The sequence below is a fragment of the Kribbella sp. NPDC054772 genome, assembly GCF_053611945.1.
Window position 1 is genome coordinate 21,882 of the sequence record NZ_JBSHBJ010000052.1, and the last position, 14,734, is coordinate 36,615.

Here is a 14,734-nt window from a genome sequence, read left to right on the forward strand (position 1 = left end):
GCTGCCGGAACCCAGAGCAGCAGCTGTACGTCGGAGGGGCACATGGTAGGCAAACGGGGGCGGGTGATCGGCCGGATCGCACCCGGGATCGTCGGCGAGGTGATGCTGCCGATCCGGGGTGCAACCGAGGCCTTCTACGCTTACCCGGCGACCGACGAGGTGATCGAGGTGGGGACGCAGGTAGTCGTGGTCGACTACGACCCACCCCGCACCGTGTACGTCGCTCGCGCCATCTAAATCCGTTCCCTTGGAGGGGAAATGCTCTGGACGTACCTGATCATCGCCGCGGTCGCGGTGGTCGTGCTGCTCATCCTGTTCCGGATGGTCTGGCGGGTGGCGGAGCCGAACGAGGCACTGATCATCTCCGGCCTCGGCGCGCACTCGAGCTCCGAACAGGTCAACGAGACCCTCGGCTTCAAGATCGTCGTCGGCCGCGGGACCGCCGTACTGCCGGGATTCCAGACGGTACGCCGGTTGCCGCTCGACATCCGCGCCACTCCGTTGACCGTGACGTGTGTGTCCAGCCAGGGCATCCCGCTGCACATCAAGGGCGTCACGGCGTACAAGGTCGGTGACGACTACGGCTCGATCGCGAACGCGGCCCGGCGGTTCCTGGAGCAGAGCGACGAGCAGGTGATGGGCACCATCCACGAGCTGTTCGCGGGTCACCTGCGGGCGATCGTCGGTTCCACCACGGTCGAGGAGATGCTGCACGACCGGGAGACGCTGACCACGAACATCCGTGGCTCGCTGGCGGGCGACATGGAGAAGCTCGGCCTGGTCGTCGACTCCTTGCAGATTCAAGAGATCGACGACGAGTCCGGCTACATCAAGAACCTTGGGCGTCCGCAGGCCGCCGCGGTCGAGGCCGCGGCCCGGATCGCGCAGGCCGAGCGGGACCGTGAGGCGACCGAGCGCGAGCAGGCCGCGTCGGCACAGAAGGCGGCGGCGGTCCGGCAGAGCTCGATCGCGCAGGCCGGGTACCAGGCCGAGGTCGACCAGGCGAAGTCGAAGGCGTCGCAGTCCGGCCCGCTGGCCGAGGCGCTGGCCCGCCAGGAGGTCGTTGTCGCCGAGACCGAGACGGCGAAGCTGAACGCGTCGCTGGCCGAAAAGCAGCTGGAGTCGACGGTCCTCAAGCCGGCCGACGCCGAGGCGTACCGGCAGCGCACGCTGGCCACGGCCGCCCGGGACGCGCAGATCGCGGCCGCCGAGGCGAACGCCCGCGAGGTACAGCTGCGGGGTGAGGCGCAGGCGAAGGCGACCGAGCTGACCGGTAAGGCCGAGGCCTCCGCGGTCGAGGCGAAGGCGATGGCCGAGGCCGCCGGTATCAAGGCGCGCGCCGAGGCGCTGGCCGCGAACACCGAGGCGGTCGTCGCGCAGCAGCTCGCCGAGGCCTACCCGCAGATCGTCAGTGCGGCGGCGAGCTCGTTCGAGAAGGTCGGCAACATGGTCGTCCTGAACGGTGCCCAGGGCATCGAGGACACCTTGGTGAAGACGATCACCATGGGCGGCTCCGGCTTCGCCCTGGCCAAGCAACTGATCGACTCGCTGGCCACCAAGAAGGACGACGCCAAGCCTGCGCTGGAGCCAGTGGCGGACGAGTCCGCCTGACGCTTCTGCCTGGGGATCCCCTTCCGATGAAGGGGATCCCCAGGTGCTTTTACGCGGTGTGCAGAGTCAGGTGGTACGCCTGCAAGATCTCGTTGACAGGCTGGAACCAGGTCTCGCCGCCGCTGCTGCAGTTGCCCCAGCCGCCGGACGTGACGCCCTGCGCCTGGTCACCCGTGATGAACGAGCCACCGGAGTCGCCGCCCTCGGCGCAGACGTTGGTTTTGGTCGCGCCATAGAACAGCTGGCCGTTGCCGTAATTCACCGTCTCGTTCTTGGCCAGGATCGTGCCGCAGTGCCAGTGGGACGTCGAGCCGCTGCGGCACACCGATGCACCGATCGGTGCCTCTGACGACCCGCGGACCAACTGGTCACTCACCTGTCCCCAGCCGAGCACGACCGGCACGGTCCACCAGCCATAGCCGGTGGCGACCCAGGCGTAGTCGTTGCCGGGGAACGACCAGCCCTGGAACGAGCCCTGGTCCGAACCGTCCCACCCTCGGACAACGCCGCTGCGTCCACAGTGGCCGGCGGTGACGTAACCGCCGTACACCGAGAAGCCGATCGAGCAGCGGATGTTGCTGACGTAGTACGGGTCACCGCCGACCGTGCCGGCCGCGAAGGTCCGCGGTGCCTGCGCAGCCACCTCACGAACCGTGACCTTGCCGAGCTTCGCGATGAACGTGTCGACGGCCTGGGATCGCTTGCCTGCTTGGACGTTGACGACCACGGTGCCCGTCTTGGGGTCCGCTGCCCAGCCGCTGACCGCCGCCGGTACGGACTTGCCGGCCAGCTTGTCGACCGCCGCCTTCCGCTGATCCAGCGCCTTCGACGTCGCAGGTACGCCGGTCACCTGCGCGCCCGTCGCTCGGACAGCGGCCGCGCGGGTCTGCCCGACCAGGCCGACTACGAGCTTCTGCGTGCTCGCGTCGTACCAGGCTCCGCCGAACGTGGCGCCGGCCGCCTTCTGGGCCGCGGGCAGCAGCTTGGCGGCCGACGTCTCGGCCCGTAGCCGGTTCTGCATCTGCTGTTGGGTCAGTCCGAAGTCGCGTTGCATCGCGGTGGATTGGCCCGCGACGGCCAGCGGCTCGGCCGCTGCCAACGCCTGTGTGGGCACGGTCAGGACACCCGCCGCCAGTACGGCGGCCAGTAGGACCTTCATCTGAACTCTCCTCACCTAGGGGCGGTTCGGTGCATGAGAGCGCTCTCGTGATTGAGAGTGGCGTACCGGAAACAGTCCGTCAAGGGGCGATGACCGCCGCTGTCAGCGGGCGAGCGCCTGCAGGGTCGGCTGTTCGCGTTGGACGACCACGGCGCGCGCCTTGGCCAGGGCGGTCCGGATGGCGTCCGGTTCGGACGACATGGTCCAGTTCGACCACAGCATGACCAGCAGCCGGTTCCCGACGGGCACGGCGTAGGAGTCCATCGACGCCCCGCCGCCCTTGGACGAGATCGCCATCGAGCCGGCCGGGAGCTTCGCGCTCGACGGCACCGGCCGCACACCGATGCGGTCCGGGCAGGTCGTGCTCGAGGTCCGCAGATCCTTCAACGCAGCCTGTACGCCGCCTTGCTGGTAGACGATCCGCTCCTCGGACACGATCTCCGACGGACCTGCGCTCCACACCAGCTGGCGCCGCGCCATCCGCAGCTTCTCACTGGGCAGCCCGGCGGCGCCCGTCCCGCACAGGCCGGCAACGGTCGGCGAATCCAGGCGAGTGATTGGCGCACCCAACGGCCGCATCCCCGGAACGTCCTGGGCACCCAGGCCACCGGTAGCAAGCGCCGCAGCAGCTCGCGCGGCAGTCAACGGCTGCGGCGACGGCGCCGGTGTGCTGACAACCACCGGCGACGGGCTCGCAGCGTCCTGCTTCGATCCACCGCAGGCAGAGACGACGGCCACACTCGCCAGGACCAGCGCGACAACAACCCCGTGGCGACGACCAACCCCGATGCCCGCATCCCGCATCTTCACGAATTCCATCCGCTCTGAACGTCGTAGTGCCGACCTGATCAGGTGGCGCCGTGAAGATAGCCGACCGCCGGGTTCAAGAGCAGCGGGTCACAACCCCAGGTAGGCGAGAACCGCCAGGACGCGGCGGTGGCCGGAGTCTGTGGGCGGGAGGTCGAGCTTCAGGAAGACGTTGCCGACGTGCTTGTGGACAGCGCCGTCGGAGATGAACAGCTTCTCCCCGATCGCCGTGTTACCGAGGCCTTCGGCCATCAAAACGAGTACTTCGCGTTCGCGGGGAGTCAGGCGGTCGAGCGGGCTACTGCGCTTGACCATCAGCTGGCTGACGACCTCTGGGTCCAGTACGGTCCCGCCGGCGGCAACTCGGCGTACCGCTTCCAGGAACTCGTCGACGCGGGAGACCCGGTCCTTCAGGAGGTAGCCGACGCCTTCGCTTCCGGCAGCGAGCAGTTCGGCGGCGTACACCTCCTCGACGTACTGCGAGAACACGAGCACCGGCAGACCCGGGCGGACCCGCCGCGCCTCGATCGCGGCGCGCAGGCCCTCGTCGGTGAAGGTGGGCGGCAGCCGTACGTCGACCACCGCGATCTGCACCTCGTGCTCGGCGATCGCCTTCGAGAACTCGTCCGCGTCGGTGGCGACCGCGGCGACCTCGAAGCCGGAGTTGTTCAGCAGCAGGCTCAGACCTTCGGCGAGGATCGGATTGTCCTCGAGGATGATCACCCGCACGGAAGGATCACCTCGACGGTGGTCGGCCCACCGATCGGGCTATGCAACTCCATCTGACCGTCGATCGCCTGCACACGATGGAGCATGCCATGCAGTCCGCTCCCCCGGCCCAGCAGGTCGGACTGCTCACTGACGCGCGCTCCGCCGATTCCGTCGTCCGTGATCGCGAGGTAGAGCTCGGAACCCCTCCGCTCGAGCTGTACGTCGACATGACCGGCCGCACTGTGTTTGGTGACGTTGGTGAGGGACTCTGCGACCACGAAGTACGCGGCGGCCTCTACTGCGGCCGGGACGTTGCCCGGCTCACCGATCCGCAGCTGCACGGGCAGTGGGCACCGGGCGGCCAGTGCGGACACCGCTCCGACCAGACCGCGGTCCGCGAGGATCGGCGGGTACATGGTGCGCAGTACGCCACGCAGCTCGGTCATGGCCTGCTCTGCGCCGTCACGGGCGTCGTCGAGCAGCTTGGCGGCCTTCTCCGGGTCCTGCGCCATCGTCTGCTTGGCAATACCGATCCGCATCGCCAGCGACACCAGCTGGGCCTGCGTCCCGTCGTGCAGGTCCCGCTCGATGCGGCGCAATTCCGCGCCATGAGAGTCGACTGCACCTGCACGGCTCTTGGTGAGCTCCTCAACGCGCTGCTCCAGCCGGACAGTCTCCAGCTGGTCCTGACTCGGCTCAAGCAGGTGGAGCACCGCTTTGGCGTGACCACGAGCCAGTGCGGGCGCCACCCGGCCCAGGAACCACAGACTGGCGCCAACCTGCAGCGGGCCGAGGGTGAGCGCCTCCAGCCAGCTGTCGACGTCAAGACCCATCAGGCTGAAGTTGCCAGGGGCAAGCCACCACAGCAACATGCCGACGATAGCCGCCGGTGCACCGACCACTGCGATGACCGCGACGACCAGCTCCGGGATCATCACCACCGGCATCAGCAGACACCGCAGGCTGCGCTTGAACGACTTGTCCCGGGTCAGCGTGACCACGTCCCCGGGCAGCCGCGGCAGTGCCGGCGGCAGCAGTTCGGCCGCCGGCCTGCCGAGGTACCTCGCCGCTTTGCTGCGCTCGCTGTTTGCCAGCCGCACCAGACCGGCGGTGGCACCCGGGATGACCCAGCCCAACAGCAGGCTGATCGGAATCGCGGCCAGCAACGTGATCGACTTCAGGTACCGGATCACCAGGTACCCCACGGCCGGGCCACCCCGGGACAGGATCTTCGTCAACATGCCCACTATCCTGCGGCACCCGCTACGCCGCGGTCGGTACAGCAGGCTCTACCTTTCGTTCTCTAGCAGTCAGGAACGCCCGGCAGCTTCGCGTTCGGGTCGTCGATGTAGATGTTGGTCATGTAGCCCTTCTGGTCCCGGAGCTTGGCCCACCAGTTGTTGGTGTAGCCACCGGCGGTCACCGTCTCGCCCTGGACCTGGCACTCGACGAACACCCGGGTCGGACCGGCCAGCGTGGTCACGACCGACGCGGACGTCTTCGGCGCCGAGCGGACGTTGACGCCGTTGCCCCAGGTGGTGAAGTTGTACTCCGGCGGGTTCGGGTCACCGCCGTTCACCAGCTGCATGTAGTAGTTCCAGTCCCAGTTCGGGCCCGGGTCGGTGTGGTCGTTGTTCGGCATCTCGCTGTGGCCCTTGATGTGCGCCCGGTCCTTCGGGATGCCCCGGCGATCAGCGATGTTGCGGGTGAGGGCGGCCGACGAGCGGTACATCGCGTCGGTGAACCACGAGGGCTGGTCGACGTACCCCTCGTGCTCGATGCCGATCGTGTACGGGTTCTCGGTGCGGACGTGCCAGGCGGTGTCCTTCTCGGCCACCATCTGCGTGACCTCACCGTCGCTGGAGCGGATGACGTAGTGCGCGCTCACCTGGGCCGACGCGTTCTTGAACCAGCTGATCGTGCCGGCGTAGGAGCCCTGCGTGACGTGGATGACGATCGTGGTGATCGCCGCGGTCCGGCCGGCGCGGTAGTTGCTGGTGCTGGCCGGGTTCCAGATCGCGTCCGGGTAGTCGACGGCCTGGGTCTTGCTGCGGGTGCCGAGCGGCGCGACCTTCGCGTAGGCGCCGCGGTCCGGCGTGACCTGCTGCGGGTCGGTCGAGACACCGGCGGTGCGGACACCGAGGCCGATCACCTTGTACACCTCGTCGGTGTAGAGCCGGGCGGTCGCGGCGTCGGCGGAGTGCGAGTACTTCGCGATCACGGAGTACCACTTGCCGAGGTCGGAGCGATCCTTCAGACCCGCCTGATCGGCGTACGAGTCGAGGACTGCGGCGGCGCCGAGGACGTTCGACGTGTCGTCCTTGGACAGCTTCGCGACCGGCAGGCCGGTCAGTTTGCTTGCCTCCGACATCGTTGTGTTGACGTTGTTGCTGGCCAGATGCATGACGCCGTACCCGTTCGCCTGACTCGGCGCGCCGTGGTGGCCGTCGAGGTGGGTCTCGGCGAACCCGACGCTGACGAGGACCTCCCGCGGTACGTCGTACTTCGCGGCGGCCGAGGTGAACGCGGACGAGAGGTCCGGTTGACCGGCGGGTTCTCGTGGTTCGGCGGCGTTGCTCGGGAGGGCTGTCAGGGCGAGTGCTCCGGCAGCCAGCAGGATCGTGGAAATATGGGCAGTCTTCCCCATGGGCGGAATTTCCTTCCCTCTTCGGTCCGCCGAGGGGCGTCGGCGGTCCCGGGAGCCACGCTAAGGGAAGATCTTCCGTTCCGGCCAGGGTTTGGGTGAAATCCTTCCGGTCACCGATGGAACAGCACGCGACCACGCAGCGCGATCAGTCGCGGGTGGGTGAGGACCGCCGGGTTGGCGCGCGGGTCCTCGTCGTACACGACCAGGTCGGCCGGATCGCCGGGCCGCAGCTCGCTCGGCGCCCCGAGCCACGCGCGCGCCGCCCACGACCCCGCGGCCAGCGCCTGCTCCCCCGACATCCCGATCTCGGTCAGCGCCTGGATCTCCTGCGCGACCAGTCCGTGCCCGAGCACCCCACCCGCGTCGGTCCCGGCATACACGGGTACACCGGCCTCGAAGGCGTCCCGCAAGCGGTCCAGGCGGCGGTCGTACAGGTCGCGCATGTGCGCCGAGTACTGCGGGAACTTGGCCGCGGCCTGGTCGGCGTACTGCGGGAAGTTCTCCAACTGGATCAGCGTCGGTACGACGGCGACGCCGCGCTCGGCCATGTGCTGCAGGAGATCGGGCTCGAGGCCGGTGCCATGCTCGATGCAGTCGATACCCGCGGCGAGGAGATCCGGGAGGGCGTGCTCGCCGAAGACGTGGGCCGTCACGCGGGCGCCGAGCCCGTGGGCTCGGGCGATCGCGGCGTTCAGCGCCTCGGCCGGCCAGCACGGTGTGAGGTCGCCGGCGTCGCGGTCGATCCAGTCGCCGACGAGCTTGACCCATCCGTCACCACGGCGGGCCTCCTGTTCGACGTACCCGACGAGCTCTTCCGGCTCGATCTCCCAGCCGTAGTTGCGGATGTAGCGCTTCGATCGGGCGATGTGCCGACCGGCCCGGATGATCTTCGGCAGGTCCTCACGGTCGTCGATCCAGCGGGTGTCCGCGGCCGACCCGGCGTCGCGGACCAGCAGCGCACCGGCCTCCCGGTCGACGATCGCCTGCTGCTCCTGCGTCTCGCGGTCGACCGCACCGTGCTGGTCGAGGCCGATGTGGCAATGCGCATCGACCAGGCCCGGAACGATCCAGCCGCCGGTGTGCACGGTCGTCACATCAGCAGCGGTGGGCCGGTCGACGACCAGCCCACCGCTGAGGTGGATCTCCTGTTGCTCACCGGCCGGCAACACCGTGCCGACGAGCTTGAGTACGCCGGATTCGGTCATGCTGCCGACCGTATCCGGCGCAGTGTCACTCGTGCGAGGTCATCCGTGCGAGCCGCCGCCTGGCGTGCAGGTCGGGGTCGTCGTCTCGTTGCCGGCGCACGGCGAACCCGAGGGCGTGCTCGTCGGGGTGTCCGTGGGCGTGTCGGTCGGGGTCGGCGTGGGGGTCGGCGTCGAAGGCGTCTTGGTCGGAGTCTTCGTCGGCGTCTTGGTCGGGGTCTTGGTGGGTGTCTTCGTCGGGGTCGACGTCGGGTGGTGCGTCGGCGAGTCCGTGGGCGTGTCCGTCGGCGTCGGCAGCGTCGGCTTGTGCCACTGCGTCTCCGACGGCGTGGACGGATCCACCGTCGTCGGGAGTGGGGTGGTCGGGCTCGGCGTCGAGGTCGGCGTCTTCGTGTCGTCCGGGATGTCCGGGACCTGGCGCGGGTCCACCCGGCGGTCGGCGTTGCCGGTCGTGGACGCGGTCGTGATGCTGCCCTTCGCGTTCGGCACCAGCACCGCGTTCTTGCTGTAGACCCGCATCCACTTCAGGACGGTGGCGACGAAGTCCTTCGAGTGCTGGTAGCGGAGCAGCGCCGAGACCAGGTCGCGCGGGCGCTTCAGGTCGTCACCCCGGGAGCAGAGCACGACGGCGACCGTCGTGACCGCGTCGTACACGTTGTTCGGGTTGCGGTAGCCGTCGCCGTTGCCGTCGGACCCGAACTCCGTCCAGACCTGCGGGATGATCTGCATCGGGCCGACCGCCCGGTCCCAGGTCGGGTCGGTGTCGAACTTGCCCTTGTCGGAGTCGGTGATCCGGCCGTTGCCGTGCCGGCCGTTCAGCTGCGGGCCGAGGATCCGGCCGCGGGTGGTGCCGGCGACGTCGACCCGGCCGTCGCTGGCGTGGTCGGACTCGACCTTGCCGATCCCGGCCAGCAGCGGCCAGGTCAGCCCACAATTCGGCCGCACGACCGCGAGGTTCGCGGTGGCGCGGCGGTAGGCGGGGAACACCCCGCGGGGAATGCCGTTCACAGCTCCCGGCCGCCCTGGACGGACGACCGATCGCCCGTCGGTGGCCCCCTGCACGGGGACGTCGGCGCGGGCGGGTTTGTCGGATCCGAGCCGGCCGTCCACTCCGGGACGCTGCGGCACGATCATCGTCAACTCGTCGAACTCACCACTGTTCAGCCCGGCCCCAGGCGAAGGGGCGACCGGGCTGCCTGCCGCGAGCTGACCGGAGGCACCGGTTCCGCCTGCGGCGACGGTGACGACGGCCCCGACCAGGAGCGGGGCTGTACACAATGAAGCGATGATGATTTTGACCCGACGGTTACCACTACGGGTTAGGCGCATAGCCCCTTCAACGATCCATGCGCCGGAAAGTTACATCAAGACGACGCAAAGTTACGGGCACCAGAAACACCTCGGACAACCGGCACCGGGGTAACGATCGTCGCTACCTCACCCTACCGACCGTCCACAGCCGAACGCGAATCCGTACCACTCGAAGACGCTGCGGACCGCTCGGGGCCGTTGAGGAGCGCACGGGGCTGAGGGCTGCCCTCCAGGACCGCCCGGGATTGCGCGGGCTGCTCGCGGTTTGCCGGGCGCTCAGCCGGCCGGCTGTGAGGCGGCGGGGCTGGTGGCCGCAGGGTCGGCCGGGTTCGCCTCCGGGGCGGTCGAGTCGCACGGGCTCGGCGTCGGGCTCGGCGTCTCGCCCGGCTTCGGAGTCGGCGTCGGCGTCGGGGTCTCGCCCGGCTTAGGCGTCGGGGTCGGCGTGCACGTCGGGTCGGTCGTCGTCGGATCCGTCGGCGTCGTGGGCGGTGTCGTCGGCGGCGTGCTCGGAGGTGTCGTGGTGGGCGGCTTCGACGTCCCGGTCCCCCCCGTCGGACGCGGCACCGTCGGCTTGGACGGGGTCGCGGAGGCAGAACTCGTCGGCGTCCCCGGCTTCGTCGATCCGGAGGTGGTTCCGCTCGTCGGCCGCGGGGTCGTCGTGGCGGTCGTTCGCGGCGGCGGCGTCGTGGGAACCGTTGTAGGCACCGACGTGGGTGCTGTGGTCGGGACCGTGGTCGGCGCGGTCGTCGCCGGCGTGGTGGTCGTGGTCCGCGTCTCGTCCCGGCCGTTGTCGGCATTACCGCTGTCGTCCGGGATGTCGATCTGGCCGGGCTTGTCCGGGATGCTCACGGTTTCCTTGCTGTACGTCTGCATCCACCGCAGGACCGTCGAGACGTAGTCCATCGAGTGGTTGTAGCGCAGCACCGCCTGCACGAGCCCCTGCGGGTCGGACAGGTTCGCGCCGCCGGAGCAGAGATAGTCCCCTGCGGCCCGCGCCGCGTCGAACACGTTGTGCGGGTCCTTGACGCCGTCACCGTTCCCGTCGGCGCCGAACGTCTTCCAGGTACCGGGCACGAACTGCATCGGCCCGACGGCACGGTCCCAGGTCGTGCTGCCGTCGTACACGCCCTGGTCGGTGTCGGCGATCGCCGCCATCCCGGGGCTGCCGTCGAGGACCGGGCCGAGGATCTTGCCGCGGGTGTTCCCGTTCGCGTCCACCTTGCCGCCGCTGGCGTGGTCGGACTCGACCTTCCCGATCCCGGCGAGCAGCGGCCAGGTCAGGTGACAGGCCGGCATCGAGAGCGCGAGATCCCGAGCAGCCTTCTGGTACGCCGCCAGCACGGTCCCCGGGATCCCCGAGGTGTCCCCGAGCGGGCCGGGGATCGGCTGCACGGTGCCGTCCGTCGTCCCGGTGATCGGGACCTGGACCGTGGACTTCTCCTGCGTCGGCAGGCTGCCGTCGACACCCGGCTGGGGCGGCACGTTGTTGGCCAGGTCGTCGAAGACCGCGTCCTGGCGTGGTGCGGCGAGCGCGTGCGCGTCGACGACGAACGTGTTCGAGGTGACGCCACCGACCACGAACACGGCGACCATCGCGGTGGGCGGTGCCAAGCAGACCCAGGTAGCGGTCAACTTCCCCCGCCACGTGTCCAGGTTCTTGAACTGCTGCCTCATCCGAACCGTCCTCGACGCATTCCGCAGATGGTGTGTCACTCGGGCGTAGGGACGATCTTAACCGCCGGAAGATCAGCCACAACCGGCGCCGGTGTGCCGTGACCGAGTACCGAACAGTCCTGTTCAGGCACTCGTCCCCGGTGTTCACTGCCCCACACCTCACCACCGTAAGCACACGAACCACGGGGTACGCCAGGCCGAACGGTCGACGAATCGTCATCCGTCCGGTTGTGGGACCGTTCTTTCGTGCCCTTTCGGGAACGGCTCAGTTGCCGCCGAGCATCTTCTTCAGGTCGTCCGGCAGCTCGAAGTCGCCGTCGCCCTGGGCGCCGCCGAACGCGGCCGGCAGCTGGCCCGGCTGCGGCTCCGCGGGCTGCTGGTTGCCCTGGTTAGCCCGCTTGGCGGGGTTGCCGGAGCCGCGCTTCTTGCCCTTCTTCTGCTGCTGCTTGGCCTTCCGGCCGCCGCCGCCCATCCCGGGCATTCCCGGCATTCCGGGCATCCCCGGGATGCCCTTGCCGGACGCCATCGCGGCCATCATCTTGCGGGCCTCGAAGAACCGCTCGACCAGGCCGCTGACGGTCGAGACCTCGGTCCCCGAACCCTTCGCGATCCGGGCCCGGCGGGAGCCGTTGATGATGTTCGGGTCGTTCCGCTCGGCCGGGGTCATCGAGTGGATGACCGCCTCGATCCGGTCGATCTCGCGCTCGTCGAAGTTCTCCAGCTGGTCCTTGAACTGGTTCGCGCCGGGCAGCATGCCGAAGATCTTGGTCAGCGGGCCCATCTTCCGGACCGACTGCATCTGGGCGAGGAAGTCGTCCAGGGTGAAGTCCTTGCCGCCCTTCTTCTGCAGCTTGGCCGCGGTCTTGGCGGCCTCCTCCGCGTCGAAGGTGCGCTCGGCCTGCTCGATCAGGCTCATCACGTCGCCCATACCGAGGATGCGGGAAGCCATCCGGTCGGGGTGGAAGACGTCGAAGTCCTCGAGCTTCTCGCCGTTGCTGGCGAACATCACCTGGCGGCCGGTGACCTGCGCGATCGACAGCGCGGCACCACCGCGGGCGTCACCGTCGAGCTTGGACAGCACGACGCCGTCGAAGCCGACGCCGTCCAGGAAGGCCTGGGCCGTGGTGACCGCGTCCTGACCGATCATCGCGTCGACGACGAACAGGATCTCGTCGGGGCTGACGGCGTCGCGGATGTCCGCGGCCTGCTTCATCAGCTCCTCGTCGACACCCAGCCGACCGGCCGTGTCGACGATGACCACGCTCTGCTGCTTGGTCCGCGCCTCGTTCATCGCCTGCCGGGCGACCTCGACCGGGTCGCCGACACCGTTGCCCGGCTCGGGCGCGAACACCGGTACGCCGGCGCGCTCACCGACCACCTGCAGCTGGGTCACCGCGTTCGGCCGCTGGAGGTCGGCGGCGACCAGCATCGGGGTCTGGTGCTTGGTCTCCTTCAGCCACTTGGCGAGCTTGCCGGCCAGGGTGGTCTTACCGGCACCCTGCAGACCGGCGAGCATGATCACCGTCGGCGGCCGCTTCGCCATCCGCAGCTCGCGGGTCTCGCCACCGAGGATGTTGACCAGTTCCTCGTTGACGATCTTGATGACCTGCTGCGCCGGGTTCAGCCCACCGCGCACGTCGGCGCCGGCGGCCCGCTCCTTGATCGCCGCGATGAACTCCCGCACCACGGGCAGCGCGACATCGGCCTCCAGCAACGCGATCCGGATCTCCCGGGTGGTCGCGTCGATGTCGGCGTCGGTCAGCTTGCCCTTGCCCCGCAGGTTCTTGAACGCGGTGGAGAGCCGATCGGAAAGCGTGTCGAACACGAGAAACAGTCCGTTTCCTCGAAGCGATGAACTCCCCGAGTCTACCGGCCCCCCAACCAGTCCTTCGACGGGTTCTGCGGCGGGCACTGTGCCGGTCTCGGCGGCGGTCTCTGCGGCGGGTTCCGCGGTGGGTTCCGCGGCGAGCACCTGTGGATAACTGCCGCGGCGCGGGCCGGGATCCCGCTAGCTTGGACTGACCCTCTCGACCAGGCTGCCAAGGAGACCCTCCCGATGCCCCTCGACATCCCCGCCTTCAACGTGGCGTTCAACCGGGCGTACGACCGGGTGCACCGCAGCGCCGAGCCGGCGGACCTGGCGGCCGAGCAGCAGAAACTGCGCGGTCTGATCCCGGACGACGCCTCGGAACACGACCGCACCTGGACCACCCAACTCGTCGACGACCTCGCCGTCCCCCCGCCCGCCCCACCGAAGCGCAGCGAGCTGTATCGCGAGGCCGAGCGGATCCATAGCAGCGTGTACCCGCCGAAGGGCACCAGCGAAGAACAGATCGCGATCCTCGAGGACGCGCGCCGCCGAATCTGGGAGATCGCCGACCGCGCGGACGAGAAAGAGCAATATCCGATCCGCGCCCTGACCAAGGATCTCGAGTCCTTGGAGAACTGGCTCCGGGACCCACCGTTCCCACTGACCGACACGCCGTTCCCCGCCTCCGATGGCTGAGTCCGGCGAGCGGGTTCCTGAGAACTCACCGGCGTACCGCGAGTTCGCTCGGCTGTACGACCTGGCGCGAGAGCTCCGACCGACCAGCGTCGACCGATGGAACCGCGAGCTGTACGCAACGAGCGGCCACGGCGGCTTCGACCACCAGACCGGCGCGATCGGTGTCCACGAGCCGATCCTTCGCCAAGGCCTGACAAAGGAGACGACGGCCGAGCCCGAATGGCAGGCGCGCGCCCTGGAAGAGGTTCTCGACCGGGCCACGCACGCGGGTATGACGGTGCGTGCGCCGGGCGAGCCCAATGCCGTCGAGACGACGCAGTCGCAGGGGCTGAACGAGGGTGTCGCGGAGGTCCGGGCCGCGACGGACTTCCATGCCTTCAACAGGATGTCCGGGTACCCGCCCGTGGCGTTCGACAACACGCTTCAGACCGGTGCGTACGCGGCGACCAACGACCTGATTCAGCAGGTCTCGGGCCCGTCCGTGGACAGGCAGCAGTTGGTGGGGCGGCTTCATCAGGGGCCGGCGATGATGCACTTCGATCAGTTGGCAGAGGCCGTCGTACAGAATCGGCTGCAGGAGATCGCGCCACCCGAGGGCGCCGATCGGCAGGCCGTACGGCGTGAGCTGGTGAGCACGATGCTGCATCCGCAGTGGGACTCGCTCGCGGGGCGGTCGCCTGATGCCGGGCGGGAGGTGGCCGGCGAGATCGGACAGGCACTCAACGCGAAGGTGGACGAGATCCGCCGCCGGGGCCCGCACCCGGGTCGCGACGCCGAAGCTGACGGCGCACCGCGTGAGAACGAGACGCGCGAGATTCCTGGAGACGCGCGTGAGGGTGAGGCGGGCGGTGGCGGGCCGACGCTGGACGCGGCAGCACCACAGAGGGCCGGGCAGGACGTGGATGCGGCGAGGTTCCTGAGTGGTTCGGCGCCGGCGGCCGGCGCTACAGCGCGAACCCCGTCGCTGGGTGACGGTTCGCGGGGGGGGCCGCGCGCAGACCCCCCCCCCCCCCAAAACCCCCCACACCCCCCAACAACCCCCCCCCCCCCCCCCCCCCCCCCCCCCCGCCCCCGCGGGGGGGGCCCCCCAGTTTGTGAGACTGTGT

The 14,734-nt window shown here is 69.2% G+C and carries 13 protein-coding genes; 3 read left to right on the forward strand and 10 right to left on the reverse strand.

The features are described 5' to 3' along the window. The first annotated feature begins 42 nt into the window (after positions 1-42). Both ACWGID_RS40025 and ACWGID_RS40030 read left to right on the forward strand, forming a co-directional pair. Complete coding sequence (locus tag ACWGID_RS40025) at positions 43-237, forward strand: hypothetical protein (RefSeq protein ID WP_452204609.1); 195 nt, start codon at positions 43-45, stop codon at positions 235-237. Between the two features lie 21 nt (positions 238-258). Beyond that, on the forward strand, positions 259-1,611 hold the full coding sequence (locus ACWGID_RS40030; protein WP_452204610.1) for a flotillin family protein: 1,353 nt from the start codon (positions 259-261) through the stop codon (positions 1,609-1,611). Between the two features lie 49 nt (positions 1,612-1,660). Here the strand turns inward: ACWGID_RS40030 and ACWGID_RS40035 are convergent, their stop codons facing one another. From ACWGID_RS40035 to ffh, 9 genes are all read right to left on the reverse strand, one after another. Next, the gene (locus ACWGID_RS40035) at positions 1,661-2,770 is read right to left on the reverse strand and encodes a S1 family peptidase (RefSeq protein WP_452204611.1); all 1,110 of its coding nucleotides are present in this window, start codon (positions 2,768-2,770) and stop codon (positions 1,661-1,663) included. A 102-nt stretch (positions 2,771-2,872) separates the two neighbouring features. After that, on the reverse strand, positions 2,873-3,589 hold the full coding sequence (locus tag ACWGID_RS40040; RefSeq protein ID WP_452204612.1) for a hypothetical protein: 717 nt from the start codon (positions 3,587-3,589) through the stop codon (positions 2,873-2,875). Positions 3,590-3,667: 78 nt separating this feature from the next. After that, positions 3,668-4,306, reverse strand: a complete 639-nt coding sequence (locus ACWGID_RS40045) for a response regulator transcription factor (RefSeq protein ID WP_452204613.1) — start codon at positions 4,304-4,306, stop codon at positions 3,668-3,670. Continuing rightward, positions 4,297-5,529, reverse strand: a complete 1,233-nt coding sequence (locus ACWGID_RS40050; RefSeq protein WP_452204614.1) for a histidine kinase — start codon at positions 5,527-5,529, stop codon at positions 4,297-4,299. The genes ACWGID_RS40045 and ACWGID_RS40050 overlap by 10 nt, the downstream gene beginning before the upstream one ends. 62 nt (positions 5,530-5,591) lie before the next feature. After that, positions 5,592-6,935 (reverse strand): N-acetylmuramoyl-L-alanine amidase, encoded by a 1,344-nt coding sequence (locus ACWGID_RS40055; protein WP_452204615.1) that lies wholly within the window; start codon positions 6,933-6,935, stop codon positions 5,592-5,594. Between the two features lie 110 nt (positions 6,936-7,045). After that, positions 7,046-8,140 (reverse strand): amidohydrolase family protein, encoded by a 1,095-nt coding sequence (locus tag ACWGID_RS40060; RefSeq protein ID WP_452204616.1) that lies wholly within the window; start codon positions 8,138-8,140, stop codon positions 7,046-7,048. A 39-nt stretch (positions 8,141-8,179) separates the two neighbouring features. After that, positions 8,180-9,415: a lytic transglycosylase domain-containing protein gene (locus tag ACWGID_RS40065; protein ID WP_452204617.1), complete on the reverse strand. Its 1,236-nt coding sequence runs from the start codon at positions 9,413-9,415 to the stop codon at positions 8,180-8,182. A gap of 309 nt (positions 9,416-9,724) precedes the next feature. Next, entirely contained in the window at positions 9,725-11,122 is a 1,398-nt protein-coding gene (locus ACWGID_RS40070; protein WP_452204618.1) for a lytic transglycosylase domain-containing protein, read from the reverse strand. 265 nt (positions 11,123-11,387) lie between these two features. After that, on the reverse strand, positions 11,388-12,947 hold the full coding sequence (gene ffh / locus ACWGID_RS40075; protein ID WP_452204619.1) for a signal recognition particle protein: 1,560 nt from the start codon (positions 12,945-12,947) through the stop codon (positions 11,388-11,390). A gap of 231 nt (positions 12,948-13,178) precedes the next feature. Between ffh and ACWGID_RS40080 the strand changes: the two genes are divergently transcribed. Then, positions 13,179-13,628, forward strand: a complete 450-nt coding sequence (locus ACWGID_RS40080) for a hypothetical protein (protein ID WP_452204620.1) — start codon at positions 13,179-13,181, stop codon at positions 13,626-13,628. A 25-nt stretch (positions 13,629-13,653) separates the two neighbouring features. Here ACWGID_RS40080 and ACWGID_RS40085 read toward each other — a convergent pair whose 3' ends face one another. Next, positions 13,654-14,274 carry a hypothetical protein gene (locus tag ACWGID_RS40085; protein WP_452204621.1) on the reverse strand — a complete coding sequence of 207 codons (621 nt, stop codon included), beginning with the start codon at positions 14,272-14,274 and terminating at the stop codon, positions 13,654-13,656. Positions 14,275-14,734 lie beyond the last annotated feature (460 nt).

Coding starts and splice junctions, on each gene's coding strand:
- ACWGID_RS40030 (WP_452204610.1), top strand. CDS start 259: ATGCTCTGGACGTACCTGATCATCGCCGCGGTCGCGGTGGTCGTGCTG.
- ACWGID_RS40040 (WP_452204612.1), bottom strand. CDS start 3,589: ATGGAATTCGTGAAGATGCGGGATGCGGGCATCGGGGTTGGTCGTCGC.
- ACWGID_RS40060 (WP_452204616.1), bottom strand. CDS start 8,140: ATGACCGAATCCGGCGTACTCAAGCTCGTCGGCACGGTGTTGCCGGCC.
- ACWGID_RS40085 (WP_452204621.1), bottom strand. CDS start 14,274: ATGCAGCATCGTGCTCACCAGCTCACGCCGTACGGCCTGCCGATCGGC.
- ACWGID_RS40080 (WP_452204620.1), top strand. CDS start 13,179: ATGCCCCTCGACATCCCCGCCTTCAACGTGGCGTTCAACCGGGCGTAC.
- ACWGID_RS40070 (WP_452204618.1), bottom strand. CDS start 11,122: ATGAGGCAGCAGTTCAAGAACCTGGACACGTGGCGGGGGAAGTTGACC.
- ACWGID_RS40035 (WP_452204611.1), bottom strand. CDS start 2,770: ATGAAGGTCCTACTGGCCGCCGTACTGGCGGCGGGTGTCCTGACCGTG.
- ACWGID_RS40050 (WP_452204614.1), bottom strand. CDS start 5,529: ATGTTGACGAAGATCCTGTCCCGGGGTGGCCCGGCCGTGGGGTACCTG.
- ACWGID_RS40055 (WP_452204615.1), bottom strand. CDS start 6,935: ATGGGGAAGACTGCCCATATTTCCACGATCCTGCTGGCTGCCGGAGCA.
- ACWGID_RS40025 (WP_452204609.1), top strand. CDS start 43: ATGGTAGGCAAACGGGGGCGGGTGATCGGCCGGATCGCACCCGGGATC.